The organism is Microbacterium dextranolyticum (assembly GCF_016907295.1).
Taxonomy (GTDB): Bacteria; Actinomycetota; Actinomycetes; order Actinomycetales; family Microbacteriaceae; genus Microbacterium; species Microbacterium dextranolyticum.
The window spans coordinates 2,068,409-2,094,490 of the sequence record NZ_JAFBBR010000001.1 but is presented as its reverse complement, the minus strand read 5'-3'; the positions used below and the strand labels follow the sequence as shown (position 1 = coordinate 2,094,490).

Genomic DNA, 26,082 nt, shown 5'->3' with positions numbered 1-26,082 from the left:
TCGGCCCGGCGGGCGGGCTCGCAGCAGGAGGGGCGATGGACGACACGCAGGCAGACTCAGGAACTCGCACACCCACGCTTCAAGAGGTCGCCACCGCCGCGGGAGTATCGCTCGCCACGGCATCCAACGCGCTCAGCGGCCGTCGTGGCGTGAGCGTCGCGCTGCGCGAGCGCGTCCTCGAAGCGGCGGCGAGCCTCGGATACTCCCGCTCAGGATCGGCGCGCGGGCGCGCCCGCACCGATCGGATCACGGTCGGCATCGTGCTGCCCGATGTCCGCAACCCGGCGTACGCCGAGCTCGCGCACGCCTTCGAGCAGGAGGGCACCTCTCGCGACTGGTCGATCGTCCTCGCGTCATCGGGGTATGAGCCCGACCAGGAGCTCGAGGCTCTCGAGACCCTCGTGCAGAGCGCCGACGGCATCATCGTCTCGCCCTCCCGGCCGCCGCGGTCGGGCCTGCACCGGCTCGCCGCGTCGCCGGTGCCGATCGTGACGTGCGATGAGCCCGCGGATTCGCTGCTGATCGCCGGATCGGTGCGCTCGGACAACTTCGGAGGCGGGCGGACGGCCGCGCACCACCTCGTCGATGCGGGGGGCACGCGTTTCGGCCTCGTCGGTGGCAACGGCTACCTGCCTTCCACTCAGGAGCGCCGCGACGGTTTTCTGGCGGGTCTCGCCGATCGTGGCGTACCGGCGTCGGCGGTCACCATCGCCGGGTCGGCCTACGGCATGGACGGCGGCCAGGCGGGGATGGCGGAGCTGCTGGAAGAGGCGCCCGACGTCGATGCAGTCTTCGCGTTGAGCGATATGCAGGCCATCGGCGCCCTGTTCGAGGCCCAGCAGTCCGGGCGATCGATTCCCGGCGATCTGCTGCTGTGCGGTTATGACGGCATCGCGTGGACACAGCGCATCTCGCCGACGATCACCACGATCCGTCAGGATTGGCCGGGCATCGCCGCCCGGGCGATGGAGCTCCTCGATGAAGCCATGAACGGAGCCCACGCCCCGGGATACGGTTCGGCGCGGGTGCTGCCCGTCGCGCTGGTCGAGGGCGAATCCACGCGGCGTGACGGCGCGTGACGCTCTCGCCGCGGCGACGCCGCATGCATCCGTCGTGCGAAGGAATTCGATCGGATGTCACCGACGTTTCACCTCTCGGTGCCCAGTCGCGTCTCGCATACGCGGGTAGTATGTATGCACCTGAATCGATTCTCGGAAAGGCTCGTTCTTCATGACCACCTACAACGTCGGCGTCATCATCGGCTCCATCGCGACGGAGTCCATCAACCGTCGCCTCGCGAAGGCCCTCATCGCTCTCGCACCTCAGGCCGACCTCGCGCTCACCGAGATCCCGATCAAGGGTCTGCCCTTCTACTCGTACGACAACGACGGTGCGATTCCCGCCGAGGCCGCCGAGTTCAAGTCCGCGATCGAGTCGGCCGACGCCGTCGTGATCGTCACTCCCGAATACAACCGCTCCGTTCCGGGCGTCCTGAAGAACGCTCTCGACACGGCGAGCCGTCCGTGGGGCGACAACAGCTTCGCCGGCAAGCCGTCGGCCGTCATCGGCGCCTCGGTCGGCGCCATCGGCACGGCTGTCGCGCAGCAGCACCTGCGGTCGATCCTCTCCTTCCTCGCCTCTCCCGAGCTCTCGCAGCCCGAGGCGTACATCCACCTGCGCGACGGACTGATCGACGACGAGGGCCAGGTCACCGACGAGTCGACCGCCGATTTCCTGCTGTCGTGGCTGAAGGCCGTCCACACGCACATCGCGAAGAGCCTCAGCCCGGTCGAGTGACCCGCTGATCGCACGATGAAGAGGGCCCCGTCTTCTGCCGAGACGGGGCCCTCTTCGGAATCCGCCCGCGAGCGTGGCTCAGGCGCCCTGCTCCCGTAGGCGGAGGTCCTTCCGGAGGATCTTTCCCGACGTCGACTTCGGGATCGCGTCCGCGAACTCCACCCTCCGCACCTTCTTGTACGGTGCGACGTTTTCGGCGACGAACGACATGACCTCCTCGGCGGTGAGGCCGGAGTCGGGCGCCGCGACGACGAACGCCTTCGGGATCTCCTCGCGTTCGTCGTCGAGGACGCCGATGACAGCGGCATCCATCACCTGCGGATGGCCGAGCAGAAGGGCTTCGAGCTCGGCCGGGGCGATCTGGTAGCCGTGGTACTTGATCAGTTCCTTGACCCGGTCGACGATCGAGAAGTAGCCGCCCTCGTGATAGACGGCGATGTCGCCGGTGTGCAGGAATCCATCGGCGTCGATCGTCTCCGCGGTGGCCTCGGGCCGATTCAGGTAGCCGAGCATCACATTCGGCCCCTTCACCCAGAGCTCGCCCGGTCGGGTCACGCCCTCCGCCTCGACCTCGGTGATCTCTTCGCCCGAGGCGGTGTCGACCAGTTTGCAGACGATGTTCGGCAGGATCGTCCCCACCGAGCTGACCGGAACGTCGTCGCGCGTGTACGGCATCGCATGCGAGACAGGGCTCAGCTCGCTCATGCCGTACCCCTGCATCATGCGGGCACCGAGGCGACGCCCCGCCAGCTCGGCGGTGTCGCCGTCGAGGGTGCGTCGGCGGAACGGGGGCGGCGGACGGCCTGGCTAAGGTGTGAGCATGAGCGCAGAGAGCCTTTCCGCACGCAGTCGACTCGTCCACGACGCCCTGCGCGCAGCCGGTGTCGGCGGGGAGATCGTCGTGCTGCCGGATGCCGCGTCGACGGCCGCTCTCGCCGCGGCCGCCCTCGGGATCGAGGTGGGGGCGATCGCCAACAGCCTCGTGTTCTGGTCGGATGGCGATCCGCTGCTGGTCATGACCAGTGGCGCGCACCGCGTCGACACGGTCGCGCTCGCCGCGCGGATCGGCCGCGGAACCATCGCGCGCGCCTCGGTCGAGCAGGTGCGCGAAGCGACCGGGCAGGCGATCGGCGGCGTCGCGCCGACCGGGCATCCGACCCGCCTCGTCACCGTCGTCGACGAGGCGCTCGCCGCGTTCCCCGAGATCTGGGCCGCCGGCGGCACCCCGCACACGGTCTTCCCCCTGACATTCGACGAACTGGTCGCCCTCACCGGCGGGACGATCGCGCGCGTCGACTGAGCGCGCGTCCGATCGTTCTCAGCGCAGGCGCCGAGAGAGCTCATCGGCGGCGCTGCGCACCGCCGGCGCGACGGACGCGCCGGCGAGGGCGGTGGCCGCGGCCTCCCACGTCACCGCGAGTGCGGCGACGGGCCATCCGGTGTGGTCGAGGACGGCGACACCGATCGAGCGGAACCCCAGGGTGACCTCTCCGTCCTCGCTCGCGTACCCGTCTTGCCTGGTGCGTCGCAGCACGTCGCGCAGTTCGCTCGGGCGCCGCGGGCCCCGGCCGGTGCGGTCGGCGAACGTCGCGGCATCCGGGTACAGTGCCCGCACCTGCTCTCGCGGCAGCGCGGCGAGCATGGCGCGGCCCGTCGCCGCCAGATGCGCGGGGAGGCGCACACCCACCTCGCTCACGAGCGCGGGGCGCCGTGGCGCGCGCTCCTCGACGATGTAGAGGACGTCTCGCCCCGTCATAACGGCGAGGTGCGCGCTCTCGCCGACGCGATCGGCGAGCCCCGAAACGAGCGGGCGGCCGAGACGGGCGAGGGGCTGCTGGCGCGTGTAGCCGCCGGCCAGCTCGAACGCTGCCGTCCCGAGGCCCCAGCGGCGCTCGGAGGCGATGTGGACGACGAAACCGTGCGCGGCCATCGCGGCGAGCAGGTGGTAGACGCTCGATCGGGGGATGCCGAGGTGATCGGAGATCGCGTGCGCCGCGGCCGGGCCGCGCTGCCGAGCGAGGAAGGACAGGATGCGCAGGGTCTGATCCGCGGCCGGGACCTGCGGCGCACGAGCCGCACCCGGATCGTGAATGTCTGGGATCACAGACACAGGATCGCACGAGACCGCCGGATCATCGAACGGGTCGCGATGGAATCGGATCATGACCTCCTCCGCCGTGCTCGAGCCCGCATCCGTCCGCACCCCCGTCACCGTCACGATCGGGGAGCATCCCCTGACACCGGCCGAGGTCGTCGCGGTCGCGCGCAACGGTGCCCGCGTCGCGATCTCGCCCGCAGCGCTCGATGCGGTCGCGGCGTCGCGCGCGCTCATCGAGCGGCTCGCAGACGACCCCCAGCCCCACTACGGCGTGTCGACCGGTTTCGGCGCGCTCGCGACGACCTTCATCGCTCCGGAGCGGCGTCGCCAGCTGCAGGCGAGCCTCATCCGCTCGCACGCCGCGGGCACGGGCGCCGAGGTCGAGCGCGAGGTCATCCGCGTCCTCATGCTGCTGCGTCTGCAGACCCTCGCCACCGGACGCACCGGCGTGCGCGCCATCGTCGTCGAGACCTACGCGGCGATGCTCAACAGCGACATCACGCCGATCGTGCGCGAGTACGGGTCGCTCGGATGCTCGGGCGACCTCGCGCCGCTCTCGCACGTCGCGCTCGCGGCGATCGGCGAGGGGGACGTGCGGGACGGGTCAGGAGCGCTCGTCGCGGCATACGACGCCCTCGCCGCCGCCGGCATCGCGCCCCTCGTCCTGCAGGAGAAGGAGGGGCTCGCCCTGATCAACGGCACCGACGGCATGCTCGGCATGCTGCTGCTCGCCCTCCACGACCTCGGCGTGCTGCTCGACACCGCCGACATCGCCGCCGCCCTGTCGGTTGAGAGTCAGCTCGGCACGGACGCCGTGTTCGCGGCCGACCTCATGGCGCTGCGCCCCCAGATCGGCCAGGCGGACTCGGCCGCCCGGCTGCGCGCGCTGCTGGCCGGATCGCCCATCATGGCGAGCCACCGTGATCCCGCCGTCTGCACGCGCGTCCAGGATGCTTACTCGCTGCGCTGCTCGCCGCAGGTGCACGGCGCGGCTCGCGATACCGCGACCCACGCGGCGCTCATCGCCTCGCGCGAACTGGCCGCGGCGGTCGACAACCCCGTCGTCACCCCCGACGGACGGGTCGAATCGAACGGCAACTTCCACGGTGCGCCGGTGGCCTACGTGCTCGACTTCCTCGCGATCGCCGTGGCCGATGTGGCATCCCTCTCCGAACGCCGCACCGACCGGGCGCTCGACCGCACCCGCAGCCACGGGCTGCCGCCGTTCCTCGCCGACGAGGTCGGCGTCGATTCGGGCCTCATGATCGCGCAGTATGCCGCCGCCGGCATCGTCTCGGAGCTGAAGCGACTCGCCGTGCCCGCCTCGGTGGACTCGATCCCGTCGTCGGCGATGCAGGAGGACCACGTCTCGATGGGCTGGGCGGCCGCGCGCAAACTGCGTCGCGGCATCGACGGGCTCGCACGGGTGCTCGCGATCGAGATCGTGACGGGATGCCGCGCCCTCGATCTGCGTGCGCCGCTGGAGCCCGCGCCGGCGACGGCGTCCGTGCGGGACCGCGTGCGCGCGGCCGGAATCGACGGACCCGGCGCGGATCGCGTCGTCAGCCCCGACATCGAGACGGCCACCGCGCTCGTGCTGTCGGGTGAGATCGCGCGCGCGGCGGATGTCGTCGTGTCCGCCTGACGCCGGTCGATCGGGCCGCAGGGGCAGCAGGGGTCGCCCGGGCCGCCCAGGCTGCACCCGCTTGCCCCGGGCGGCGTTGGCTCAGCCTCGGGGGCTGTCGAACGTCCATTCGTCGGGATCGACGGAGGTGGCGACGTCCCAGTCGGGAGTGCTCCAGCGGAACGTCGCGACGGCGCACGTCGGCATGTGCCCGATCCCGCCGCCCGACAGACGCTCGGCGAGCACGGTCATGCCGGGGTCGTGGGCGACGACGATGACACCGTCGACGGAGCGCGCTGCGGCGGCCGCGAGCAGCGCCGAGGCCGGTGCACCGTAGAGATCCGGATCGAGTTCGACGTCGAGGCCCAGAGCGGATCCGAAGAAGCCCGCCGTGGTCCGTGCCCGCAGTGCTGTCGACGACAGCAGGGCATCGGGTCGCAACCCGGAGTCGGCCAGGCGAGCGGCGAGCGTCGGTGCATCGCGCATGCCGCGGGTGTTCAGGGGGCGATCATGATCGTCCAGACCGGGGTCGCCCCAGTCGCTCTTGGCGTGGCGGACGAGGACGAGAGTCGTCACTCGGACTCCTTTCGTTCGATGTCATCGGGGCGTGGTCGCGTGCGCGTGGGCGTGGCGAAGTCATCCGACGTACACCCAGGCCTCGCGTCCGCTGGCGAGCGCGACCCGCACACGGCGGTAGAGCGAGACCTCGTACTCGTCCGCGGCATCCAACTCATCGGAGGTCAGGTGCACGGCCCGCCCCACCACCTTGTCGCGGGGGTTTCCAGTGAAACGGATCACCGGGTGGACGGAGTGGCCCGAGACGTCGACGACACGCGGATCCTCGATGTCGACGTAGTCGATCGTGTATCCCGGGAGCGTGTCGGGCTCACCCGCGAGCAGCCGTCCGAACGTGTCGAGCTGCACCTCGGCGTACTGAAGTGTGCCGTAGGTGAACAGCAGCTGCTCGACGGGGTGCTCGCTCACGCCTTCACCGTACCCCCGGCGTCGTGAACGCGGCGAGAGGCCCGCGCCGTGGGTCAGCCGAGGAACGCGTGTGCGATCGCGAAGATCGCGACGCCGGCGAGGGCGCCCACCACCGTGCCGTTCAGGCGGATGTACTGCAGGTCGCGACCCACCATGAGCTCGATCTTCTCGGTCGTCTCCGCCGGGTCCCACTTCTCGACCGTGTCGGTGATGATCGACGCGATGTCGTGGCGGTAGCGGTCGACCACGAAGACCGCGGCATCGGCGACGCGCTGATCCACGCGCGACTGCAGCGTCGGATCGGTCGCGAGCCGGTCGCCCACTTCGCGCAGGGCCGCGACACCGCGGCGGCGCAGTGCGCTGTCGGGATCGGCGAGCGAGGCGAGCAGACCCGCCTTGGCGGTGTTCCAGGCCTCGGCGGCGAGCTCGCGGACGCGCGGGCTGTCGAAGACGGCGCTCTTGGCGTCTTCGAGTCGGCCGATCGTCGAGGGGTCGTGCTGCAGGTTCTCCGCGAGCCGGGAGAGGTACCGGTCGATCGCATGACGTGCGGGATGCTCGGGGTCGGCTTGCACGGCGGCGGCGAACTTCACGGCCTCGTTGTAGACGGTGTCGTCGACCAGCCGCATCGCCACCGACGGCACCCACGACGGCAGGCGGCGCGACACCAGTCCCGAGAACGAGTCGCGGTTGGTGCGCAGCCACGTCGAGAGGCTGTCGATGCCGAGGTCGACGGCACCGTGATGGGCGCCGGCGTCGACGACGCGTTCGAGCCAGCCGCCGAGGGTGGGCGCCCACTCCGGGCTCAGCAGGTGCTCGCGGGCGAGGTCGCTGATGAGGTCCTGCACCTCGTCGTCGCTGAGGGCACGCAAGATGCCGGCGGCCATCGTCGACGCCTCCCGCGAGACGAGCTCCGCATGCTCCGGATCGCGCAGCCACGCGCCCGCGGTCGCGGCGATCGGCGTCGACTCGAGCTTGGCGCGCACGACCTCTCCTGCGAGGAAGTTCGTCTCGATGAACTCGCCGAGGCTACGGCCGATCTCGTCCTTGCGCTTCGGGATGATCGCGGTGTGCGGGATGGGGATGCCGAGGGGGTGTCGGAACAGCGCCGTCACCGCGAACCAGTCCGCGAGCGCGCCGACCATCCCGCCCTCGGCGGCGGCCCGGACGTAGGCCATCGCGGGGATCCGCTCCTGCGTCACGAACGCGATCACGAACAGCACCGCCATGACGACCAGCGCGCCGAGGGCGACTCCCTTCATGACGCGCAGAGACCGTCGGCGCTCCTGATCGGCGGGGCTCAGCAGTTCGGTCGGGGTGCGTGGCATCCCGCCAGTGTGTCACGACGCTCCCGCGGCGGCGTATCCTGACCGCGTGATCGACGACATCAAGAAGCGCGCCCTGCACCGCACGAGCATCCTCGAGGGGCAAGTGCGCGGGCTCGCCAAGATGATCGAGAACGAGGACTACTGCATGGACATCATCGCCCAGTCGCGGGCGGTGCAGAAAGCTCTCGCGTCATTGGACAAGTTGCTCATCGAGAACCATCTGCGTACCCACGTCGCCCACATGTTCGCCGAGGGCGGCGAGGAGCGCGACCGCGCCGTGACCGAACTGCTGAAGGCGTACGACCTCGAGACCCGCTGAGACCCGCTGAGCCCGTGGAGAGCGCCGCGCGACGCGGCGAGGGCACCCGGCGCCGACGTGCGCACCGGATGCCCTCGGCATCATCGCCCGGCAGGTGCCGTGGGGACCGCGATCGGCTCGGTCGGCGGGAGGACGACATCGGCGGGACCGTATCCGACGCCGAATCCGTCGCCGAGGGATGCCGCCGCTTCGCCGCGCGCCACGGTCAGCACCGTCCGCTCGTCGACTCGTCCGCCATCCGTCCGCACGGCGTCCCGCCGTCGGGTGCGGCGTCCACGACCGAGGTCGTCACGGCCGTCCAGCTGACGATCGTGCCCGCCGGAATCCCGTCCTGGCTCCGCAGCAGCGTCTCCCGCTCGCCGAGGAACGCGCCCGTGGCCGGATCGATGATGATCTCGATGCGGCTGCCCCACGCCGGCTCATCGCGGCCGATCGCGACCCCGCGGTGGCCGTCGAGGGTCGCCTGGTCGTCGACGAGGGCGACGCCGGGGATCATCGCCGCCGCGCGGTACATCGCCGAACGCAGGTCGGCCGGCACGTCGCCGATCCGCAGGCGGTCGGCGAGGAAGACCAGCGCCTCGGTGTCGGGGGAGGGCCCGGAGCCGAGCGTCACCCGGTAGATGTGGTTGAGCAGACGATACGGATCGCGCGGGAGCGCGCCGATGTCGTCGAAGCCCGCGTCGGGGCTGCCTCCGTAGAACGCGCCCGCCGGTGCGCGGAGCAGGTCCCCGCCGGAGATCGCGTCCGCGGGCGCCTCCGCCTGCCAGGCGTCGGCGATGGCCTGCGAGTCGGGCCCGAACGTCGCGGCGACCGACTGGGGCCCGCGATCCCACACCCAGTCGTCGGCGCGGTCGGCGGGGACGAAGAGCGTGTCGTCGGCGAGGTACTGGAACGTCGCGGTGATGTCGCCGCGTTGGCCGGTCATCCGGTGCACGGCGCGCGTGTGCACCGACAGGTACTGACCCGGCGCGACCACCGGGTCGACGGTGTCGATCGCCGCGACGCTCGCGTCCTCGAGGACGGCGGCCGCCGCGGCATCCGCGCCGCCGCGCCACCCCGCGAGGCCGACGAGGTCGGTGACCACGAGGCCCGTGACGAGCGCTGCGGCCCCCAGTGCGCTGAGGCCTCCGATCGTGAGTCGACGGGCGCGGCGCGGGCGGCGGGTCGGCGACGGGAGCGGCCCGTCGGTCTGCGCCGCTCGCGCGAGGAGCGCGGCGCGCCCCCGGTCGAGGACGTCGCGCGGCGGTTCGGCATCGCTACGCGTGCTGCGCAGCAGGGTCAGTTCGTCCATGCTCTGTCTCCTGTTCGGTGTCGGACGTGCCCGCTGCATTCCGCAGCAGACGGCGCGCCCGGTTCAGTCGTGAGCGCACGGTGCCGATCGGCACCTCGAGCGCGTCGGCGATCCCCGCGTAGTCCAGGTCGCCCCAGGCATAGAGGAGAAGCGTGTCTCGATCCGCCGGCGACAGCCCACGCAGCGCCCCCGCCAGCTTCCGCACGCGCCGTGCGGCGTCCACGCGCGCTCCCGCCTGATCGATCTGATCGGTCGCGAGCCGGGCGGCGAGGTCGGCGACCATCCCCTTCCAGGCCCGAGCCTCGACCCGCACGTGCTTGCGGAGGAGACGCGTCGCGATCCCGAGCAGCCACGGGCGGGCGTCGACGACGGCGAGGTCGTAGACGGCTCTCTTCTCGAAGGCCACGAGGAAGGTCTCGGACAGGACGTCCTCGGCCCGATCATCGCCGATCCGCTGCGCCGCGTAGCGGTAGATCGCGCGCGCATGCCGGTCGTAGAGCGTCGCAAACGCGCCGGGTTCGCCGGCGGATCGCTCGATCACCTCGTTGTCTGTGCTCACATCCGTATTGCTCATCCCGACGGATCGGGTTCACGGATGCCCGGCGCCCGGCTCAGCCGGAGACCGGTCCGAGCCATGCGGCGGCGACGGTGGCATGCGCCGACTCGGGGTCGGAGGGGTGGAACATGCCGGCGAGCACATCGCGATAGAGGCGGCTCAGCTCGTTGCGGGCGAAGTACGACGACCCGCCGCCGACGAGCATGGCCTCGTCGACGATCTGCTTCGCCGCGACGACGGCGCGGTGCTTGAGCCCCGACAACGCGGGGAACCAGAAGGCGCCGCGGTCGGCGCACCCGTCGACGTCGTGGGCGACCGCAGCGATCTGCGGCGGCAGAGCGTCGTAGGCGAGGGCCATCTCGGCGACGCGCCACCGGATGTCGGGATCGTCGCTGTACGGGCGGCCGGTCTTCTTCGAGGTGCGCGCTTTCGCGGCGGCGACGGAGAGGTCGAGCGCCCGCCGGGCGATGCCGGTGTAGACGGATGCCAGGAGAACCTCGAACACGCTGAAGATGCCGAACACGATCGGGTCGGGGTTCGGGCCCGGCGCGACCCGGCGGACGACGCGATCGGCCGCTGCGACGGCGCCGTGCAGTTCGGTCGTGCGTGACTGGGTGCCCCGCATGCCGATCGTGTCCCAGTCGTCCCGGGTGACGATGGCATCCGTCCGCGGGACGAAGGCGTAGACCATCTGCGGGTTCTCCGGGTCGGTCGTGTCGAGCCCGTGAAGACCGAGCTGCGTCCAGACGGGACCGAGCGAGGTGAAGATCTTCGTGCCGGTGAAGGCGTAGGAGCCGTCGGAGGCCGGGACGGCGGCGGTGTCGCTGCCGAACAGCACGAGGTCGTTGCCCGCCTCGCTGATTCCGAACGCGAAGACGTCGCCCGCGACGGCGCCCTCCTGCACGAAGCGGAGCGCGTCGAGGCCGCGATCGGCCATGACCTTGGCCACGCCCGTCCAGACGAGATGCATGTTGATCGCGAGGGCGGTCGCCGGGGCGGCACCGGCGAGCCGCTGCTGCAGGACGGCGACCTCGGCGAGGCCGAGGCCCGCTCCGCCGAGCTCTTGCGGCACGAGGACGGCGAGGTAGCCGGCGGCGCGCAGCTCGGCGAGATCCTCGTCGGGGAAGACATTGTCGCGATCGACCGCCGCCGCACGCGCACGGATGCGCTCCAGCAGGTCATCGGGCAGGTACGCGGCCGGGTCGAATGCACTCACCCCTCTATCCTGCCCCTGCCCGCACCGGCCAGGGCCTCGGCCGGGTGGTCCGGACTCCTCCATCCCGCCGTCGCACCGGAACGGTCGGCGCGGTGCCGCGGGGGCTGTCGCTACCGCGCGTCGTCAGCTGGAGGAGTTCGGGCCGCCCCGGTGTGCAGCGCGCGGGGCAGGATGGAGACATGATCTCGACCGAGCTCGCTCTGGCGCTGCGCGAGGCCGGCCTCGCCTGGCATCCTGCCTCGGGCGACCGGTTCCAGCTCGACGAGCCCGAGTTCGAGGCGGACGTCTTCACGGTGAGCGAGATGACGATCGAGCCGCGGCGCTACACGACCGGCACGATTCTCGCCTTCAACGGCACGACCGAGTGGGCGCTCGATTCGGTCGCCCTCGAGGACGCCCTGTGGCTGCCCCGCGAAGATCAGCTGCGCGAGCTGCTGCGCGGCGCGTTTCGGGCGCTCGTGCGGCTGCCGGACACGTTCCGGGTCGACATCGAGTTCGCCGGGGAGCGCTCCGTGTTCGAGCATCCCGAACCCGCGGATGCCTATGCGCTCGCTCTCCTGCACGTGCTCGCGCGCATCGCGTGACGGGGGCCCCGCCGCGGGTCAGGTGATGACGGGAACCGGCTCGGTGTCGGGGATGGGACTCGCGTCGCGGCCGCGCAGGTCGGGGAAGCCGCGGACGAAGGCGGTCGCGACGATCGCGCCCACCATCGCGAAGCATGCTGCGGCCCCGTACGCTCCCGCGGGACCGACGCCGTCGATGAGGAAGCCGGCCGCGGCCGAGCCGAGCGCGGCACCGATGAGCTGACCGGTGCCGATCCAGCCGTAGGCCTCGGCGGTCTCGCTGAACTTCACCGAGGCCGAGGTCATCGCGAACATCACCGCGAGCGCGGGGGCGACCCCGATGCCCGCGACGACCAGGCACGCGCCCACCCACCACGGCGTCGAGGGGCCGATGTCGCCCACGACGAAGACGGCGATGACGAGGCCGACCGCGACGACGCTCAGCCGGCGCGCCATCGCCCACGGACCCATCGGGATGTGCCCGAAGGCGAGGCCGCCCGCGAGGCTTCCGACCGAGAAGACGGCGAGGACGAGGCCGGCTTCGAGTCCGCCGTGGCCGAAGGTCGCGACGACGGCCGCCTCGACGGCGGAGCAGGCTCCGATGAGGAGGAAGCCGATGACGGTCGCCAGCAGCACGACGGGTTTTCCGAGGACGCGGCCGAAGCCGCGCCGACTGCGGGGGATGCGGACGCGCCCGACCTCGGGGGAGAGGATGAACCACGCCCCGCCCGCGACCAGGATGAACGCGATGAGCAGAAGCCCTTCGACGGTGCCGACCTGCGTCGCGACGATCGTGATGACGACGGGCGCGAGGATCCAGATGATCTCCTGCAGGCTGGCGTCGAGCGAGAACAGGGGCGTGAGCTGGCGTGCGTTGACGATCTTGGGGTAGATCGTGCGTACGGCCGATTGCACGGGCGGGGTGGACAGCCCGGCGATGAGCCCGAACACCATGTATCCGGCGACGCCCATCGGCACCAGGGCGAGCGCGAGCACGGCTGCCACGCACACGCTGGTGGTGAGGGTCAGCACACGGCGCATGCCCCAGATGCCCATCCACCGGCTCGTGACGGGCCCGGCCGTGGCCTGTCCGATCGATGCGGCGGCGAGCACGAGGCCGGCTGCGCCGTACGTGCCGGTCTGCTGTTCGACGTGCAGGAGGATCGCGAGGCTCGTCATCCCGTTCGGGAAGCGCGCGGTCAGCTGTGCGGCGATGATGCGAGCGACCCCCGGGGTGCGCAGCAGATCACGATAGGCCGACACCTCTCCACGGTACCCCCGCGGCGGACGCTCTGTTCGCCATGCCGCATGTCGCCGGATGCCGCGTACGGCAGACACGCCGCGACACGCCGAGGAGGAGTTTCCACAGCCGCATCGATGTCCGGGGGCGGCTTTAGCGTGCGTGTTGTGGATGGATGCCGCGGAGGGCGTCGAAACCCTGGTGATCCCGGCCTTTTCCGGCCTGCGAGATAGTCGGTCTTCTGTGGATGAAACGGTGGACAACATGTGTTGTACCTGGGGAGAGCGGTGAAAAACTACACGGATGTAACTACTAGCCCTTGTGGTGCGCCCAGGTGTCCGTACCCATATGTAGTATTGGACTCCCGGCGGGCCACTGCCGAACACCAAGGTTGAGATTGAGGGGAGAACGGATCGATATGGCGATCACGGTTTACACGAAGCCGTCGTGCGTGCAGTGCAACGCGACGTACCGGGCACTGGACTCGAAGGGCATCGATTACGAGGTTCTCGACCTGTCCGAGGATGCCGCCGCGCTCGAGCACGTGAAGTCGCTCGGCTACCTGCAGGCGCCGGTCGTCGTCACGGACGAGGACCACTGGTCGGGCTTCCGTCCCGACAAGATCGCCGAGCTCGCGAGCCGTCTGGTCTGACATGCCGACATTGACGAGCGCCCCGCTGCTCGTCTTCTTCTCGAGCGTGTCGGGCAACACCGCGCGTTTCATCGAGAAACTCGGGATGCCGGCCCTCCGTATCCCGCTCCTGCCGACCGACCCTGTGATCGAGGTCGACGAGCCGTTCGTGCTCGTCACCCCGACCTACGGGGGCGGCCAGGGGCGAGGTGAGGAGAAGGGCGCGGTTCCCAAACAGGTGATCCGTTTTCTCAACGACGAGAAGCATCGCCGCTTGATCCGCGGAGTGATCTCCGCAGGCAACACGAATTTCGGCGAGGACTACTGCCTCGCCGGTGACATCATCAGCCGCAAGTGCACCGTGCCGCACCTGTATCGGCTGGAAGTGTTCGGCACGCCCGACGACGTCGCGAGAGTGAGCGACGGATTGGAACGATGGTGGAAGCTGCAGTGACCGAGGCGACCTTCAAGACCGAGGCTCGCTTCGAGGGCATGGACTATCACGCCCTCAATGCGATGCTCAATCTGTACGGTGACGACGGCAAGATCCAGTTCGACGCCGACAAGCGCGCGGCGCGGGAGTACTTCCTGCAGCACGTCAACCAGAACACGGTGTTCTTCCACTCGCTCAAGGAGCGACTCGACTACCTCGTCGAGAAGGAGTACTACGAAGGCGCGGTGCTCGAGAAGTACCCGTTCGAGTTCATCCAGCGCCTCAACGACCGCGCCTATGCGGCCAAGTTCCGCTTCGAGACGTTCCTCGGCGCCTTCAAGTACTACACGAGCTACACGCTCAAGACCTTCGACGGCAAGCGCTACCTCGAGCGCTTCGAGGACCGCGTCGTCATGACGGCGCTCGGGCTCGCCGACGGTGACCAGCGTCTCGCCGAGCGGCTCGTCGACGAGATCATCTCGGGCCGGTTCCAGCCGGCGACCCCGACATTCCTGAACGCCGGCAAGGCCCAGCGCGGAGAGCTCGTCAGCTGCTTCCTGCTGCGCATCGAAGACAACATGGAGTCGATCGCCCGCGGCATCAACTCCGCTCTGCAGCTGTCCAAGCGCGGCGGCGGCGTCGCCCTGCTGCTCTCGAACATCCGCGAGGCCGGCGCGCCGATCAAGCAGATCGAGAACCAGTCGTCGGGGATCATCCCCGTCATGAAGCTGCTCGAAGACAGCTTCAGCTACGCCAACCAGCTCGGCGCACGCCAGGGCGCCGGCGCCGTCTACCTGTCGGCGCACCACCCCGACATCCTGCGCTTCCTCGACACGAAGCGCGAGAACGCCGACGAGAAGATCCGCATCAAGACGCTGTCGCTCGGCGTCGTGATCCCCGACATCACGTTCGAGCTCGCCAAGAACGGCGAGGACATGTACCTCTTCTCGCCCTACGACGTCGAGAAGGTCTACGGCGTGCCGTTCGGCGACATCTCGGTCACCGAGAAGTACCGCGAGATGGTCGATGACGCTCGTATCAAGAAGACGAAGATCAACGCGCGCGAGTTCTTCCAGACCCTCGCCGAGATCCAGTTCGAGTCGGGCTACCCGTACATCATGTTCGAGGACACGGTGAACAAGGCCAACCCGATCAAGGGTCGGATCAACATGTCCAACCTCTGCAGCGAGATCCTGCAGGTCAACACGCCCACGACCTACAACGAGGACCTCTCGTACGGCCAGGTCGGCAAGGACATCTCCTGCAACCTGGGGTCGATGAACATCGCGCTCGCAATGGACGGCAAGGACCTCGCGAGCACCGTCGAGACCTCGATCCGCGCGCTCACTGCGGTCAGCGACCAGAGCCACATCCGCTCCGTCCGTTCGATCGAGGACGGCAACGACCGTTCGCACGCGATCGGCCTCGGCCAGATGAACCTGCACGGGTATCTTGCGCGGGAGCACGTGCACTACGGCTCGGACGAGGGCATCGACTTCACGAACATCTACTTCTACACGGTGCTCTTCCACGCGCTGCGCGCGTCCAACCGCATCGCGATCGAGCGCGCCACCGCCTTCGACGGCTTCGCCGACTCGACCTACGCGTCGGGGGAGTTCTTCGACAAGTACATCGAGCAGGAATGGGTTCCCCGGACCGCGCGCGTGCAGGAGCTGTTCGCCGGCATCCACATCCCGACGCAGGACGACTGGCGCGAGCTGAAGGCATCCATCCAGCAGCACGGCATCTACAACCAGAACCTGCAGGCCGTGCCGCCGACCGGCTCGATCTCGTACATCAACAACTCGACGTCGTCGATCCACCCGATCGCCTCGAAGATCGAGATCCGCAAGGAGGGCAAGATCGGGCGCGTCTACTACCCGGCCCCGTTCATGACGAACGAGAACCTGGAGTACTACGAAGACGCGTACGAGATCGGCTACGAGAAGGTCATCGACACCTACGCCGCCGCCACGCAGCACGTCGACCAGGGTCTGTCGCTGACGCTGTTCTTCAAGGACACCGCCACGACGCGCGACATCAACAAGGCGCAGATCTACGCGTGGCGCAAGGGCATCAAGACGATCTACTACATCCGCCTGCGGCAGCTGGCGCTCGAGGGCACCGACATGGCCGAGTGCGTCTCGTGCATGCTGTGACCTTCTGATCCGGAATCAAGAGAAGAGAACATGACTCCCTCCGAGCCGCTCAAGCTCATCGACCACGTCCAGGCGATCAACTGGAACCGCATCCAGGACGACAAGGACCTCGAGGTGTGGAACCGCCTCGTGAACAACTTCTGGTTGCCCGAGAAGGTGCCGCTGTCCAACGACATCCAGTCGTGGGCGACGCTGACCCCCGAAGAGCAGACCACCACGATGCGGGTGTTCACGGGGCTGACGCTCCTCGACACGATCCAGGGCACGGTCGGCGCCGTGTCGCTCATTCCCGACGCGATCACGCCCCACGAGGAGGCGGTGTACACGAACATCGCCTTCATGGAGTCGGTGCACGCGAAGAGCTACTCGTCGATCTTCTCGACGCTGTGCTCGACGCCCGAGATCGACGACGCCTTCCGCTGGTCGGTCGAGAACCCGAACCTGCAGAAGAAGGCCCACATCGTCATGGATTACTACCGTGGCGACGAACCCCTCAAGCGCAAGGTCGCGTCGACCCTGCTCGAGTCGTTCCTGTTCTACTCGGGCTTCTACCTGCCGCTCTACTGGTCGAGCAAGGCGAAGCTCACCAACACGGCCGACATCATTCGCCTCATCATCCGCGACGAGGCCGTGCACGGGTACTACATCGGCTACAAGTTCCAGAAGGGGCTCGAGAAGCTCACGCAGCCCGAGCGCGACGAGCTGAAGGACTACACCTTCTCGCTGCTGTACGAGCTCTACGACAACGAGGTGCAGTACACGCAGGACCTGTACGACGGCATCGGCCTGACCGAGGACGTCAAGAAGTTCCTGCACTACAACGCGAACAAGGCGCTCATGAACCTCGGTTACGAGCCGATGTTCCCCTCGCAGCTGACGAACGTGAACCCCGCGATCCTGTCGGCGCTCTCGCCGAACGCCGACGAGAACCACGACTTCTTCAGCGGGTCGGGCTCGTCGTACGTCATCGGCAAGGCCGTCGCGACCGAGGACGACGACTGGGACTTCTGAGAGTGATCTCAGCCCGGCTCCGGTAAGAAGCCGAGCATAGGCCCGGACCCGCAGATCCTTGCGGGTCCGGGCCTTTCTCGTCCCGTCTCTCGACCGGTGAGGTGAACCGAGTCAGCAGGCCGTCCGCTCTGCGGACGCGACGGACGGCTTCGACCGTCGGCGTGTGTCATCTCGATCACGCTGTGTCGGTCCGAACACCTGCTTCAGGTAGGCTGAAGGTATGTTCCGTGCACCCCTCACCCTGTTCCGCACGCTCGCCTTCGCGGAAGCCGTGTCGTGGACGCTCCTCATCGCCGGACTCATCGTCCGCGCCACGACCGGCTGGGCGCCGGCCGTCACGATCGGGGGAGGCATCCACGGCTTCGTGTTCCTCTCCTACGGCGCGACCGTCGTCCTCGTCGCGCTCAACAACCGCTGGCGCGTCGGCCCGACGGCGGCCGCGCTGGTCTCTGCGATCGTCCCCTATGCGACGGTCCCGGCCGAGATCTGGCTGCACCGCCGCGGCCTGCTCGACGGACAATGGCGCACGGAAAGCTCCGCCACGCTCGATGCGGAGCGCCGCTGGTACGACGCGCCGCTCGCGTGGTTCCTGCGCCGGCCGTGGGTGCTCGTCGGGGGCATCCTGGTCCTCGTCGCGGCCCTGTTCGCCGCGCTGCTGCTGATCGGCCCTCCCGGCGGCACCAAAGCGTGACGCCTCAGTCGTAGGGGACGAGCTGCTGCAGCGCCCAGCGGTTGCCGTCGGGATCGGTGAAACGGACGAACCGCCCCCAATCCTGCTCGTCGACGCCCTCCGCCTCGACACCGAGCTCGCGCAGGTGGGCGAGTGCTGCGTCGGCATCGGGAACGACGACCTGGATCACATCGAGCGTGCCCGGAGGCACCTGCGAACCCAGCCCCGCCCCGATCGCGATCGAGCAGGCCGAACCCGGCGGCGTCAGCTGCACGAAGCGCACCCCCGGCTCGGGTGTCACGTCGACATCGGCATGGAAGCCGATCCGGGTGTAGAACTCCTTCGCGCGGTCGACATCGGTCACCGGCACGAAGATGAGCTCGATTCTCCAGTCCATGTTGTGATCCCTCCCTCGGGAAATCACGGTACGGCGAGCCGCCGACACAGGGAACGCCTCGCTAACATTGGCGCATGAGTCAGGACGCCCCCCGTTTCAGCCCCGTCATCGCGCTGCTCGCGGTGTCGGCGATGTGGGAGGGCCAACTGGCGGCGATTCTCAAGGACCTCGGGATCACGACGCGCAAGTTCGGACTGCTCGGTCACGTCTACGCCGAACCCGGAATCTCGTTCTCGGAGCTCGCCCGTCGCTCGCACATCACCGTGCAATCCGCGCACACCGCGGTGCGCAGTCTCGTCGACGAGGGGCTCGTGCAGGATGCCACGGCGCACGCCGGTGCCGCCAGCGACCTGCACGTGACGGCGAAGGGCGCGCGTGTGCTGCAGGAGGCGCGCGACCGCCTCTTCCAGCTCGACGACGCGCTCGCTCAGCGCCTGCCGAACGTCGCGGCCTCCCTCGACGGCATCCGCGCCGGCATCGTCTGACCTGGCTGACCGGTCACCGTCCGACCGGTTCGCACCGTCACGCTCAGCGGCGTGTGGACACCGTCACGGTGAAGCGCGGATCGCGCGCCACCTGTCGGGTGGGGCCGACGAGCCGCTCGAGCATCGGGCGGTAGCCGAGGGGCGAGTTCCAGACGCACCACAGTTCGCCGCCGGGGCGCAGCACGCGCGCGGCATCCGCGAACAGGTGCGGAGCGATGCGGTCGGTGACCGCTGCGCCCGAGTGGAACGGCGGATTCAGCGTGAGGAACGAGGCGCTGCCCGCGGGCCGGAGCGACAGCGCGTCGTCGCGCACCACCCGCACTCGCTCGTCCACGTGGTTCGCGGCGGCGGTCGCCCGTGCCGACGCGATCGCGGCGGCGGACGGGTCGGACGACCACACGAACGCCTGCGAATGCCGCAGCGCCAGCCACGCCCCGATCACCCCGGTGCCGCACGCGAGATCGACGAACGGATCGTCGGGCCCGCCCCCGGCGATCCGCGCCGGCAGGTGGGCGAGCAGCAACCGGGTGCCGGCGTCGAGCCGGGCGCCTCCGAACGCGCCCCCGAATGCGCGCAGCTCGAGCGCGATGTCGCCCGGCGTGTCGAGGGAGGCGGCGTCGGGACGGGGGTCGTGGCCGTCATGCGGTCCGTGCGCGATCAGCACGCGCGACTTCTGGCGCGCATGAGTGACGTCGACGCGTGAGAAGCACTCGCCGAGAACCGCGTTCATCGCGACGCTCATGTGCTTGATGCGCCCGCCCGCATAGACGACGACATCGGGGTCGGCATGGGCGGCGATGAGAGCGGCGATGTCGCGCAGCGCATCGAGGGAGCGCGGCAGACGCAGCAGCACGACGCGCGCACCGCGCACCAGGTCGGCATCGAGCGTCGGGCTGGCCGCGACGCGGCGGCCGAGGTCCGGGCGTTCCGGAAAGCGCGCGGCGTTGGCGGCGAGAGCGCGTTCGCCGGTGAGCGAATCCTGGTGCACGCGCACGGCGCGGCATCCTGCGCTCGACTCCCACGCGCACCCGAGGGCGAGCGCCCCGTACGCGTCGCCGATGACGACCAGATCCTCACTCGCGCAGGCTGCTCTGCGCGCGGCGGACTCGTCGAGCAGAAGCCGGTCGGCGGCGTCGACGGCGACGAGCCCCGGCCCCTCGACATCGGGGGTGCGACGCAAACGTTCGAACGGAAGACTCACGCGCGCTCCGGCGCGTCGGCGTAGCGCAGCGTCGCGTCGCTCGCGACGCACTCGTCGCCGATCCGGATGCCCGGCGCGATCCGGCCGTCGGTGCGCAGCGCCTGCAGCTCGGCGACGGCGCGGCGCCGCAGCTCCCACGGGTCGATGGTGTTCACGTAGATCTTCGTGCCGCCTTCGAAGCCCGCAGGGTTCGAGATGCGCCACTTCAGCACGACGCGCCACGGCATCGGCCAGGGTGCTCCCGGCGGACGGTAGTGCCATTCCTCATTCGTGGGCACGAGCGGTCCCGAGACGGCGTGCAACGCATGAACGAGGTCGGAGACGGCACGGATGCCCGCCGCGCTGTGCTCCTGCGGCAGGTTCGCCTCCGAGGTCGAGAACACCTCGAACGCCGGGTACCGGTGCCCGATGCCCGCGAAGGCGACGGCGCCGTCGGTCGCCGCGACGAGCAGGCGCTCGGACACGGCGAGGTCGGCGAGCTCGCGTTGGTACAGGTCGCGGTCGTGCGAGAGCAGCCGCAGCTCGTGGTCGACCTGCGGACCGTGCTCGTCGATCGCGACGAGCTGCTTGTGCAGATGCTCGAACGACGCGCCGGCGGGTCGCAGCCAGTTCTGGAACACCGCGACGTAGGCGGCGTTCGGCTGCGCGGCCTGGATCTCGGCGAGGGCGCGTACCGTGAACGCGGTGTAGGCGGCGTGCTCGTCGGGGGAGAGGGTTCCCGCCGAGGCGAGCTGATCGTCGTAGCGGGCGTCGTCGACGAGGTGGCGGCGCGCGACGATGACGTCGTGCGACCCGCCCAGAAGATCGAGCGCCGCCTCTTCGAGCGAGACCTCCTCACCCGTGGCCTGGGCGCGGATCGCCGCAAGAGTCTCGATGTGCGTACGGCCCTCGGCGGTGGAGAGGTACTCCTGCGCCCATTCGACGATGGCGGAGGGCTGACGGAATCCGTGGTTCTCGCGCCAGTACTCCGCCGACACGATCTCGAACAGGTTGCCGAAGCGACGGAACTCCGCGACGGTGTCGAACAGGTCGCCCGGCGGAACGTGACGGTGCAGTTCGACATCCTCTCCGACCAGTCGTTCCTTCTCAGGCGTGGTCTCGAGGTAGCGCGTCGCGCAGAACGCGCACACGCGGTCGGCCTCGCCCGGAGCGACGGGGCGGGGCGCATCGCGCGGGGCTTCCAGAGGCCGGTTCGCCCGCCCGGGGACCGTCCACACCTGGGTCCCGGTGAGGGGGCCGACCTGTTTGACGGTGCCGTCGGGCATCCGGCGGATCGGGGTTCTCGCGCCATCGCTCACGACCCCCAGCCTATCCGGAGGGGGCATACTGGCTCCTATGAAGACGGTCGCGCGCTGGCTGCTCGCCGGCGGAATGGTGTTCGCGGGTCTCAGTCACCTGTTCTGGGCGCGGCGCGAGTTCCAGGCCCAGGTGCCCGACGTCGTCACCGACGCGCTGCCCATCGACAAGGACGGCGTCGTCGTCGCATCCGGGGCGGTCGAGATGATGCTCGGTGCCGCTCTCGTCGTGCTTCCCCGCGAGCGCCGCCGCATCGGCGCGCTCCTCGCCGCGTTCTTCGTCGCCGTCTTTCCCGGCAACATCGCCCAGGCCCTCGACAAGCGTCCCGCGTTCGGCCTCGACAGCGACCGCGCCCGCGTCGTACGCCTCTTCTTCCAGCCTGTGCTGGTCGCATGGGCGCTCTGGTCGACGCGCGACTGAACGCTTCCGGTCGGTCAGCCCGCGTCGGAGACGTGCGAGCGCACGCGCACGATGTTGGTCGACTCGTCGATGTCGGCGACCTGAGGGTACGCGTTCACGAAATCCGAGAACGACCGGTGACCGAGTGACTTCTCGCTGAAGGACGGATCCATCCGCTTCAGCAGGTTCTTCACCGCCGACAGGTGCACCCATTCGTCGTCGGTGCGCTCCTGCTCGAGTCGCAGCGCCCGGGCGAGCAGCTCCGCGGACGGGTCCTCGGGCTTCTTGCGGCGTCGTGAGGAGGTGGTGGCGGATGCCGAGGCATCCGTCTTCTTCTGCGCCGCCGGCTGCGGCGGCACGACGCCCGGCAGCGAGTCGTAGGCGTCGAACTGGTCGCACGCCGCGGCGAGCGACTTCGCCGTGGAGCCGGCGACCCCGACGCCCACGACGAAGCGGCCGAGACGCTTGCAGCGCTGCGCGAGCGGCACGTAGTCGCTGTCGCCGGCGACGATCACCACGTGGGTGAGGTCGGGGAGGCGGAACATGTCTTCCACGGTGTCGACGGCCAGGCGGATGTCGGCGCCGTTCTTGGCATAGGCCGCCGCCGGGAACAACTGCACCAGGTCGACGGCGCGGGCGACCAGCTGCGAGCGGTAGAACGCATTGACGGGCGAGGACCAGTCCGCGTAGGCGCGGGTGAGCACGAGCGTGCCGAAGGATGCCGCGTAGTCGATGATCGCGCCGACATCGATCGTGGCGTCCTTCAGACGCTGCGCGATCGTGGGCTCGTCGGGATCGGCGATGATCTTCTGCCGGTCTCCCGCATACGCGTTGCGGCCGTGGACGCGGTCGTACCAGCTCATCACGATGTTGTCGAAGTCGAGGTAGACCGCGACGCGATTGCTCTGCAGATCGGCCACGTCAGCGCCCCTTCGGGTAGACGACGCCCAGCTGGGCCCGGATGTCGTCGAGGATCCGCATGATCGCCACCGACTGCTCGAACGGCAACAGCGTGCTGTCGGTGGCTCCCTCGGCGATGAGCCGCTCGGCGTACAGCGCCTGGAACTGCATGCCGCGCCCCTCCACCTGCGACACGTACTCCTCGCGCACGGCGCCGTCGGGCTCGATCACTCGGAACGACGTCGGGGTGTACCAGACGCGATCGATCTCGATACGGGCATCCGACCCCACGATGTGCGCGGCGTTCGGGCCGGCACCGCGCGAGCTCACCGCGAGCGACGATACAGCTCCCGAGTCGTGCGCGAGCGCGATCGCGACGTCGTTGTCGGCGCCGGTCTCACCGAGGCGGCCGGTCGCGAGTGCGACGCGCACGGGGCCGAGCACGTCGACTGCGAACGAGACGGGGTAGATGCCCAGATCGAGCAGGGCACCGCCGCCCAGCTCGAGCGCATTGAGACGGTGGGCGGGGTCGGTCGGGAGGGCCTGCGTGTGGTCGGCGATCACCGTGCGGATCTGGCCCAGTGCACCGTCCGCGAGGAGTTCTCGGATGCGCACCATGTGCGGCAGGTAGCGCGTCCACATCGCCTCCATCGCGAGCAGGCCGCGACCCGCGGCGAGGTCGCGGATCGCGATGGCCTCGTCGGCGTCGAGCGTGACCGGCTTCTCGATGAGGACGTGCTTGCCCGCTTCGAGCGCCAATGCCGCGTGGGCGAGATGATGGCTGTGCGGAGAGGCGACGTAGACGATGTCGACGTCGGGATCGGCGACAAGATCCTCGTACGAGCCGTGCGCATGGGGAATGTCGAACTCGGCGGCGAACGCGTCGGCCGCCTCCGCGCGGCGCGAGCCGACGGCGGCGATACGACGCCCTGCCGTTCGCAGATCGCTCGCGAACGCGTGGGCGATGCCGCCCGGGGCGAGGATGCCCCACCGCGGTCCGGACACGGACAGGTCGGTCTCGGGGCTCCGGCCCTCGGCGGTATCGGTCATGCATCGAGCCTACGGCGTGCGCTCGCCGTCCGGCGAGGTCGCCCGCCCACCGTCCGCCGCGACGATGCGTGCGTCGGGCATGTCGAATCGACCGGCGCGTAGGCTCGACGGGTGACCTCACCCGATGACGAGGCGCTCGCGCGCCTGCGAGAACTGCTGCAGATCCCGACCGTCTCGCATGCCGATGAGTCGCTCATCGACTGGCAGCCGTTCGATGACTTCCTGGACGCCGTGGAGCGTCTGTACCCGCGTGTGCACGAGGCGCTCGAGCGCGAGGTCGTCGACGGGCACTCGCTGCTGTACCGATGGGCGGGTGCGGATGTCGCGGATCCTCTCGTGTTGATGGCGCATCTCGATGTCGTGCCCGTGGTGGCCGAGGAGTGGGAGCACCCGCCCTTCGCCGCCGACGTGGTCGGCGACGGTGCCGAGGCCACGGTGCACGCGCGCGGCGCGATCGACGACAAGGGCGCGCTCGTCGCGATCCTGGAGGCGGTGGAGAGACTTGTCGTCGAGGGATTCTCACCCGCGCGGGATGTCTATCTCTCGTTCGGGCACAACGAAGAAACGGCCGGAGGCGGAGCGCGTGCCATCGTGGCGCTGCTGGCTGAGCGCGGCGTGCGGCCGGGGCTCGTGCTCGACGAGGGTGGGGCCGTCGTCGACGGCGTCGTTCCCGGGATCTCCGTCACCACCGCGATGGTCGGCGTCGCCGAGCGCGGCGTGATGACCGTGCGTCTCACCGCCGCGGAGGCGGGCGGCCACGCCTCGACACCGCCGCGGATGCCTGCGACCGTGCGGCTGGCGCGTGCGGTCGACCGGCTCCACCGGCATCCTTTCCCCGTGCGCATGACCCCGCCGGCCCGAGCGCTGTTCGCGACCCTCGCCCCGCACACGCGCCAGCCGCTGCGCTGGGTGCTCGGTCATCTGGCGATCACGGGTCCGATGGTCGCCCGGGCGCTCACCCTCGCCGGCGCCGAGACGAACGCGATGGTGCGAACGACCGCGGTCGCCACGGAGCTCTCGGGCGCACCCGGTGAGAACGTCCTCGCGACGACCGCGAGCGCGTCGATCAACATCCGGCTGCTGACCGGCGACTCGATCGCCGGAGCCCTCGCCCACGTCCGTCGCGCCGTCGCCGATCCCGAGGTCGAGATCACGCTGCGGCACGGATCGGAGCCGTCGCCCGTCTCGCCCTGGCGCGGGGAGCAGTGGCGGCGGATCGCGACGGCCGTCGCCGACGAACTCGGACATGAGGTGGTCACGACCCCGTACATCCAGCTCGGCGCGAGCGACAGCCGCTGGTTCACGGTGATCAGCGATCACGTGTACCGCTTCACGCCGTTCCACCTGACCCGGGCAGAGCGGGACGCACTGCATTCGCACAACGAGCGCATCCGCGTCGACGTGTGGCTGCGGGGGATCGGGTTTTATCGCGCCCTCATCGCCGCCAGCTGATCGCCTCCCGCTGGGCGATCAGGGCAGCAGGATCACTTTGCCGTCGGTGCCGGCCTCGACGAGGCGGTGGGCCTCGGCGGCGTCGGCGAGCGGCAACTGCGGACCGAGCTCGACGCTGAAGCGGCCCGCGGCCAGCAGCGCGACCGTCACCGGGATCGCCTCGGCCCGCCAGGCGAGCTGCTGCGCGGTGAGAGGCTCAGGACTGCCGCCGCTGAACGCGCGGATGCCGAGGCCGGCCGCGTCGCGGCCGCGGACGAGGGTCGCGATGCGACGGCGATCGGCGACGAGGTCGATCGATTGCTCGAGGGCCTCGTCGGTGCCGGCGAGATCGATCGCGACCGTGACGCCTTCGGGAGCGAGCTCACGCACGCGGTCGACGACACCGGGCCCGTAGGGGAGCGGGGTCGCTCCGAGCGAGCGCACGCGGTCGGCGCGGCGCTCGCTCGTGGTGGCGAGCACGGTGGCGCCCGAGAGCACGGCATGCTGGATCGCGGCCTGACCGACCGCACCCGATCCGCCGTGGATGAGGAGCGTGTCTCCGGCGCCGACGGCGAGCGACCGCAGGGTCTGATACGCCGTGCCCACCGGAATGCCGAGAGCCGCGCCCGCGGCGGCCGACACCTGCGGCGGACGTGGAACGAGGGAGCTCGGCGTCACGACGAGGTCGGTCGTGTAGGCGCCGGCGGCTCCGAAGACGACGACCGCGTCGCCCGGGCGGAACCCCTCGACCTCGGCGCCGACGGCGGTGACGGTGCCTGCGGCATCCGACCCGAGCCGTCGCGGCGTGGTGATGACAGCCGACGGACGCAGACCCGAGCGCAGCTTGTGATCGATCGGGTTCACGCCGACCGCGTCGAGATGGACGAGGACATCGCCGGGCCCCGGGGTCGGGGTGGGGATCTCGGCGACGGTGAGGACGTCGGGTCCTCCGAACTCGGTGTACACGATCGCTGTGCTCATGACGGGTGCAACCATGAGCGCCCGT

30 protein-coding genes are annotated in these 26,082 nt (G+C 69.8%); 14 read left to right on the top strand and 16 right to left on the bottom strand.

Translation table 11 applies throughout. From position 1 onward, the window contains the following. The first annotated feature begins 35 nt into the window (after positions 1-35). Positions 36-1,079: a LacI family DNA-binding transcriptional regulator gene (locus JOE64_RS09700; RefSeq protein ID WP_204964061.1), complete on the top strand. Its 1,044-nt coding sequence runs from the start codon at positions 36-38 to the stop codon at positions 1,077-1,079. Positions 1,080-1,230: 151 nt separating this feature from the next. Further along, entirely contained in the window at positions 1,231-1,797 is a 567-nt protein-coding gene (locus JOE64_RS09695) for an NADPH-dependent FMN reductase (protein ID WP_204964060.1), read from the top strand. 78 nt (positions 1,798-1,875) lie between these two features. Here the strand turns inward: JOE64_RS09695 and JOE64_RS09690 are convergent, their stop codons facing one another. Then, positions 1,876-2,547: an AMP-binding enzyme gene (locus JOE64_RS09690; RefSeq protein ID WP_271202565.1), complete on the bottom strand. Its 672-nt coding sequence runs from the start codon at positions 2,545-2,547 to the stop codon at positions 1,876-1,878. A gap of 70 nt (positions 2,548-2,617) precedes the next feature. On the opposite strand from JOE64_RS09690, the gene JOE64_RS09685 reads away from it, so the two are divergent. Further along, positions 2,618-3,097, top strand: a complete 480-nt coding sequence (locus JOE64_RS09685) for a YbaK/EbsC family protein (protein WP_204964059.1) — start codon at positions 2,618-2,620, stop codon at positions 3,095-3,097. An 18-nt stretch (positions 3,098-3,115) separates the two neighbouring features. Here JOE64_RS09685 and JOE64_RS09680 read toward each other — a convergent pair whose 3' ends face one another. After that, positions 3,116-3,907: an IclR family transcriptional regulator gene (locus tag JOE64_RS09680; RefSeq protein WP_271202513.1), complete on the bottom strand. Its 792-nt coding sequence runs from the start codon at positions 3,905-3,907 to the stop codon at positions 3,116-3,118. A 52-nt stretch (positions 3,908-3,959) separates the two neighbouring features. On the opposite strand from JOE64_RS09680, the gene hutH reads away from it, so the two are divergent. Continuing rightward, the gene (hutH, locus tag JOE64_RS09675; RefSeq protein WP_204964057.1) at positions 3,960-5,540 is read left to right on the top strand and encodes a histidine ammonia-lyase; all 1,581 of its coding nucleotides are present in this window, start codon (positions 3,960-3,962) and stop codon (positions 5,538-5,540) included. 81 nt (positions 5,541-5,621) lie between these two features. On the opposite strand, the gene JOE64_RS09670 is transcribed toward hutH, so the two are convergent. From JOE64_RS09670 to JOE64_RS09660, 3 genes are read right to left on the bottom strand one after another with little or no spacing between them, the layout of a single operon-like run. Then, positions 5,622-6,095 carry a SixA phosphatase family protein gene (locus tag JOE64_RS09670; protein WP_204964056.1) on the bottom strand — a complete coding sequence of 158 codons (474 nt, stop codon included), beginning with the start codon at positions 6,093-6,095 and terminating at the stop codon, positions 5,622-5,624. Between the two features lie 60 nt (positions 6,096-6,155). After that, a complete protein-coding gene (locus JOE64_RS09665) occupies positions 6,156-6,503 on the bottom strand; it encodes a gamma-glutamylcyclotransferase family protein (protein WP_204964055.1) in 348 nt (115 codons plus the stop codon). 53 nt (positions 6,504-6,556) lie between these two features. Then, entirely contained in the window at positions 6,557-7,828 is a 1,272-nt protein-coding gene (locus tag JOE64_RS09660) for a DUF445 domain-containing protein (RefSeq protein ID WP_204964054.1), read from the bottom strand. Positions 7,829-7,874: 46 nt separating this feature from the next. On the opposite strand from JOE64_RS09660, the gene JOE64_RS09655 reads away from it, so the two are divergent. Further along, complete coding sequence (locus JOE64_RS09655; RefSeq protein ID WP_204964053.1) at positions 7,875-8,147, top strand: metal-sensitive transcriptional regulator; 273 nt, start codon at positions 7,875-7,877, stop codon at positions 8,145-8,147. An 80-nt stretch (positions 8,148-8,227) separates the two neighbouring features. Here JOE64_RS09655 and JOE64_RS14695 read toward each other — a convergent pair whose 3' ends face one another. Genes JOE64_RS14695 through JOE64_RS09640 form a run of 4 tightly spaced genes read right to left on the bottom strand, consistent with a single transcriptional unit; the run spans position 8,228 to position 11,210 of the window. Further along, positions 8,228-8,359, bottom strand: coding sequence for a hypothetical protein (locus tag JOE64_RS14695; RefSeq protein WP_271202514.1), 132 nt, complete (start codon positions 8,357-8,359; stop codon positions 8,228-8,230). Then, positions 8,353-9,438, bottom strand: a complete 1,086-nt coding sequence (locus tag JOE64_RS09650) for a CU044_5270 family protein (RefSeq protein WP_204964052.1) — start codon at positions 9,436-9,438, stop codon at positions 8,353-8,355. Before JOE64_RS09650 ends, JOE64_RS14695 begins: the two co-directional genes overlap by 7 nt. Further along, positions 9,404-9,997: an RNA polymerase sigma factor gene (locus tag JOE64_RS09645; RefSeq protein WP_271202515.1), complete on the bottom strand. Its 594-nt coding sequence runs from the start codon at positions 9,995-9,997 to the stop codon at positions 9,404-9,406. Before JOE64_RS09645 ends, JOE64_RS09650 begins: the two co-directional genes overlap by 35 nt. Before the next feature lie 52 nt (positions 9,998-10,049). Next, a complete protein-coding gene (locus JOE64_RS09640; protein WP_271202516.1) occupies positions 10,050-11,210 on the bottom strand; it encodes an acyl-CoA dehydrogenase family protein in 1,161 nt (386 codons plus the stop codon). 179 nt (positions 11,211-11,389) lie between these two features. Between JOE64_RS09640 and JOE64_RS09635 the strand changes: the two genes are divergently transcribed. Continuing rightward, positions 11,390-11,794, top strand: a complete 405-nt coding sequence (locus tag JOE64_RS09635; protein WP_204964050.1) for a pilus assembly protein CpaE — start codon at positions 11,390-11,392, stop codon at positions 11,792-11,794. Between the two features lie 18 nt (positions 11,795-11,812). Here the strand turns inward: JOE64_RS09635 and JOE64_RS09630 are convergent, their stop codons facing one another. Further along, positions 11,813-13,036: an MFS transporter gene (locus JOE64_RS09630; RefSeq protein ID WP_204964049.1), complete on the bottom strand. Its 1,224-nt coding sequence runs from the start codon at positions 13,034-13,036 to the stop codon at positions 11,813-11,815. A gap of 395 nt (positions 13,037-13,431) precedes the next feature. Between JOE64_RS09630 and nrdH the strand changes: the two genes are divergently transcribed. From nrdH to JOE64_RS09605, 5 genes are all read left to right on the top strand, one after another. After that, positions 13,432-13,665: a glutaredoxin-like protein NrdH gene (gene nrdH / locus JOE64_RS09625; protein ID WP_204964048.1), complete on the top strand. Its 234-nt coding sequence runs from the start codon at positions 13,432-13,434 to the stop codon at positions 13,663-13,665. A 1-nt stretch (position 13,666) separates the two neighbouring features. Beyond that, a complete protein-coding gene (nrdI, locus tag JOE64_RS09620; protein ID WP_204964047.1) occupies positions 13,667-14,098 on the top strand; it encodes a class Ib ribonucleoside-diphosphate reductase assembly flavoprotein NrdI in 432 nt (143 codons plus the stop codon). Then, positions 14,080-16,236 carry a class 1b ribonucleoside-diphosphate reductase subunit alpha gene (nrdE, locus tag JOE64_RS09615; RefSeq protein WP_204964046.1) on the top strand — a complete coding sequence of 719 codons (2,157 nt, stop codon included), beginning with the start codon at positions 14,080-14,082 and terminating at the stop codon, positions 16,234-16,236. The genes nrdI and nrdE overlap by 19 nt, the downstream gene beginning before the upstream one ends. 30 nt (positions 16,237-16,266) lie before the next feature. Next, positions 16,267-17,247: a class 1b ribonucleoside-diphosphate reductase subunit beta gene (gene nrdF, locus JOE64_RS09610; protein WP_204964045.1), complete on the top strand. Its 981-nt coding sequence runs from the start codon at positions 16,267-16,269 to the stop codon at positions 17,245-17,247. A 220-nt stretch (positions 17,248-17,467) separates the two neighbouring features. Continuing rightward, positions 17,468-17,938, top strand: coding sequence for a DUF3817 domain-containing protein (locus JOE64_RS09605; RefSeq protein ID WP_204964044.1), 471 nt, complete (start codon positions 17,468-17,470; stop codon positions 17,936-17,938). A gap of 4 nt (positions 17,939-17,942) precedes the next feature. On the opposite strand, the gene JOE64_RS09600 is transcribed toward JOE64_RS09605, so the two are convergent. Next, positions 17,943-18,314, bottom strand: a complete 372-nt coding sequence (locus JOE64_RS09600; protein ID WP_204964043.1) for a VOC family protein — start codon at positions 18,312-18,314, stop codon at positions 17,943-17,945. Positions 18,315-18,388: 74 nt separating this feature from the next. Here JOE64_RS09600 and JOE64_RS09595 point away from each other — a divergent pair, with 74 nt between their 5' ends. Continuing rightward, positions 18,389-18,799: a MarR family winged helix-turn-helix transcriptional regulator gene (locus JOE64_RS09595; protein ID WP_204964042.1), complete on the top strand. Its 411-nt coding sequence runs from the start codon at positions 18,389-18,391 to the stop codon at positions 18,797-18,799. 43 nt (positions 18,800-18,842) lie between these two features. Here the strand turns inward: JOE64_RS09595 and JOE64_RS09590 are convergent, their stop codons facing one another. Together JOE64_RS09590 and JOE64_RS09585 are read right to left on the bottom strand one after the other, a co-directional pair. Next, positions 18,843-20,000 carry a class I SAM-dependent methyltransferase gene (locus JOE64_RS09590; protein ID WP_204964041.1) on the bottom strand — a complete coding sequence of 386 codons (1,158 nt, stop codon included), beginning with the start codon at positions 19,998-20,000 and terminating at the stop codon, positions 18,843-18,845. Beyond that, positions 19,997-21,298 (bottom strand): DUF4921 family protein, encoded by a 1,302-nt coding sequence (locus JOE64_RS09585; RefSeq protein WP_204964040.1) that lies wholly within the window; start codon positions 21,296-21,298, stop codon positions 19,997-19,999. The genes JOE64_RS09590 and JOE64_RS09585 overlap by 4 nt, the downstream gene beginning before the upstream one ends. Before the next feature lie 37 nt (positions 21,299-21,335). On the opposite strand from JOE64_RS09585, the gene JOE64_RS09580 reads away from it, so the two are divergent. Beyond that, positions 21,336-21,716 (top strand): DoxX family protein, encoded by a 381-nt coding sequence (locus JOE64_RS09580; protein ID WP_204964039.1) that lies wholly within the window; start codon positions 21,336-21,338, stop codon positions 21,714-21,716. Between the two features lie 14 nt (positions 21,717-21,730). On the opposite strand, the gene JOE64_RS09575 is transcribed toward JOE64_RS09580, so the two are convergent. Both JOE64_RS09575 and JOE64_RS09570 read right to left on the bottom strand, forming a co-directional pair. Continuing rightward, a complete protein-coding gene (locus tag JOE64_RS09575) occupies positions 21,731-22,615 on the bottom strand; it encodes an NYN domain-containing protein (RefSeq protein WP_204964038.1) in 885 nt (294 codons plus the stop codon). A gap of 1 nt (position 22,616) precedes the next feature. Next, positions 22,617-23,645, bottom strand: coding sequence for a Gfo/Idh/MocA family protein (locus JOE64_RS09570; protein WP_204964037.1), 1,029 nt, complete (start codon positions 23,643-23,645; stop codon positions 22,617-22,619). 111 nt (positions 23,646-23,756) lie between these two features. On the opposite strand from JOE64_RS09570, the gene JOE64_RS09565 reads away from it, so the two are divergent. Beyond that, positions 23,757-25,097 carry a M20/M25/M40 family metallo-hydrolase gene (locus JOE64_RS09565; RefSeq protein WP_204964036.1) on the top strand — a complete coding sequence of 447 codons (1,341 nt, stop codon included), beginning with the start codon at positions 23,757-23,759 and terminating at the stop codon, positions 25,095-25,097. A gap of 18 nt (positions 25,098-25,115) precedes the next feature. Here JOE64_RS09565 and JOE64_RS09560 read toward each other — a convergent pair whose 3' ends face one another. Continuing rightward, on the bottom strand, positions 25,116-26,057 hold the full coding sequence (locus JOE64_RS09560) for a quinone oxidoreductase family protein (RefSeq protein WP_204964035.1): 942 nt from the start codon (positions 26,055-26,057) through the stop codon (positions 25,116-25,118). Positions 26,058-26,082 lie beyond the last annotated feature (25 nt).

Coding starts and splice junctions, on each gene's coding strand:
- hutH (WP_204964057.1), top strand. CDS start 3,960: ATGACCTCCTCCGCCGTGCTCGAGCCCGCATCCGTCCGCACCCCCGTC.
- JOE64_RS09595 (WP_204964042.1), top strand. CDS start 18,389: ATGAGTCAGGACGCCCCCCGTTTCAGCCCCGTCATCGCGCTGCTCGCG.
- nrdF (WP_204964045.1), top strand. CDS start 16,267: ATGACTCCCTCCGAGCCGCTCAAGCTCATCGACCACGTCCAGGCGATC.
- JOE64_RS09685 (WP_204964059.1), top strand. CDS start 2,618: ATGAGCGCAGAGAGCCTTTCCGCACGCAGTCGACTCGTCCACGACGCC.
- JOE64_RS09560 (WP_204964035.1), bottom strand. CDS start 26,057: ATGAGCACAGCGATCGTGTACACCGAGTTCGGAGGACCCGACGTCCTC.
- JOE64_RS09700 (WP_204964061.1), top strand. CDS start 36: ATGGACGACACGCAGGCAGACTCAGGAACTCGCACACCCACGCTTCAA.
- JOE64_RS09660 (WP_204964054.1), bottom strand. CDS start 7,828: ATGCCACGCACCCCGACCGAACTGCTGAGCCCCGCCGATCAGGAGCGC.
- JOE64_RS09650 (WP_204964052.1), bottom strand. CDS start 9,438: ATGGACGAACTGACCCTGCTGCGCAGCACGCGTAGCGATGCCGAACCG.
- JOE64_RS09635 (WP_204964050.1), top strand. CDS start 11,390: ATGATCTCGACCGAGCTCGCTCTGGCGCTGCGCGAGGCCGGCCTCGCC.
- JOE64_RS09600 (WP_204964043.1), bottom strand. CDS start 18,314: ATGGACTGGAGAATCGAGCTCATCTTCGTGCCGGTGACCGATGTCGAC.
- JOE64_RS09580 (WP_204964039.1), top strand. CDS start 21,336: ATGAAGACGGTCGCGCGCTGGCTGCTCGCCGGCGGAATGGTGTTCGCG.
- JOE64_RS09605 (WP_204964044.1), top strand. CDS start 17,468: ATGTTCCGTGCACCCCTCACCCTGTTCCGCACGCTCGCCTTCGCGGAA.
- nrdI (WP_204964047.1), top strand. CDS start 13,667: ATGCCGACATTGACGAGCGCCCCGCTGCTCGTCTTCTTCTCGAGCGTG.
- JOE64_RS09570 (WP_204964037.1), bottom strand. CDS start 23,645: ATGACCGATACCGCCGAGGGCCGGAGCCCCGAGACCGACCTGTCCGTG.
- nrdH (WP_204964048.1), top strand. CDS start 13,432: ATGGCGATCACGGTTTACACGAAGCCGTCGTGCGTGCAGTGCAACGCG.
- JOE64_RS09695 (WP_204964060.1), top strand. CDS start 1,231: ATGACCACCTACAACGTCGGCGTCATCATCGGCTCCATCGCGACGGAG.
- nrdE (WP_204964046.1), top strand. CDS start 14,080: ATGGTGGAAGCTGCAGTGACCGAGGCGACCTTCAAGACCGAGGCTCGC.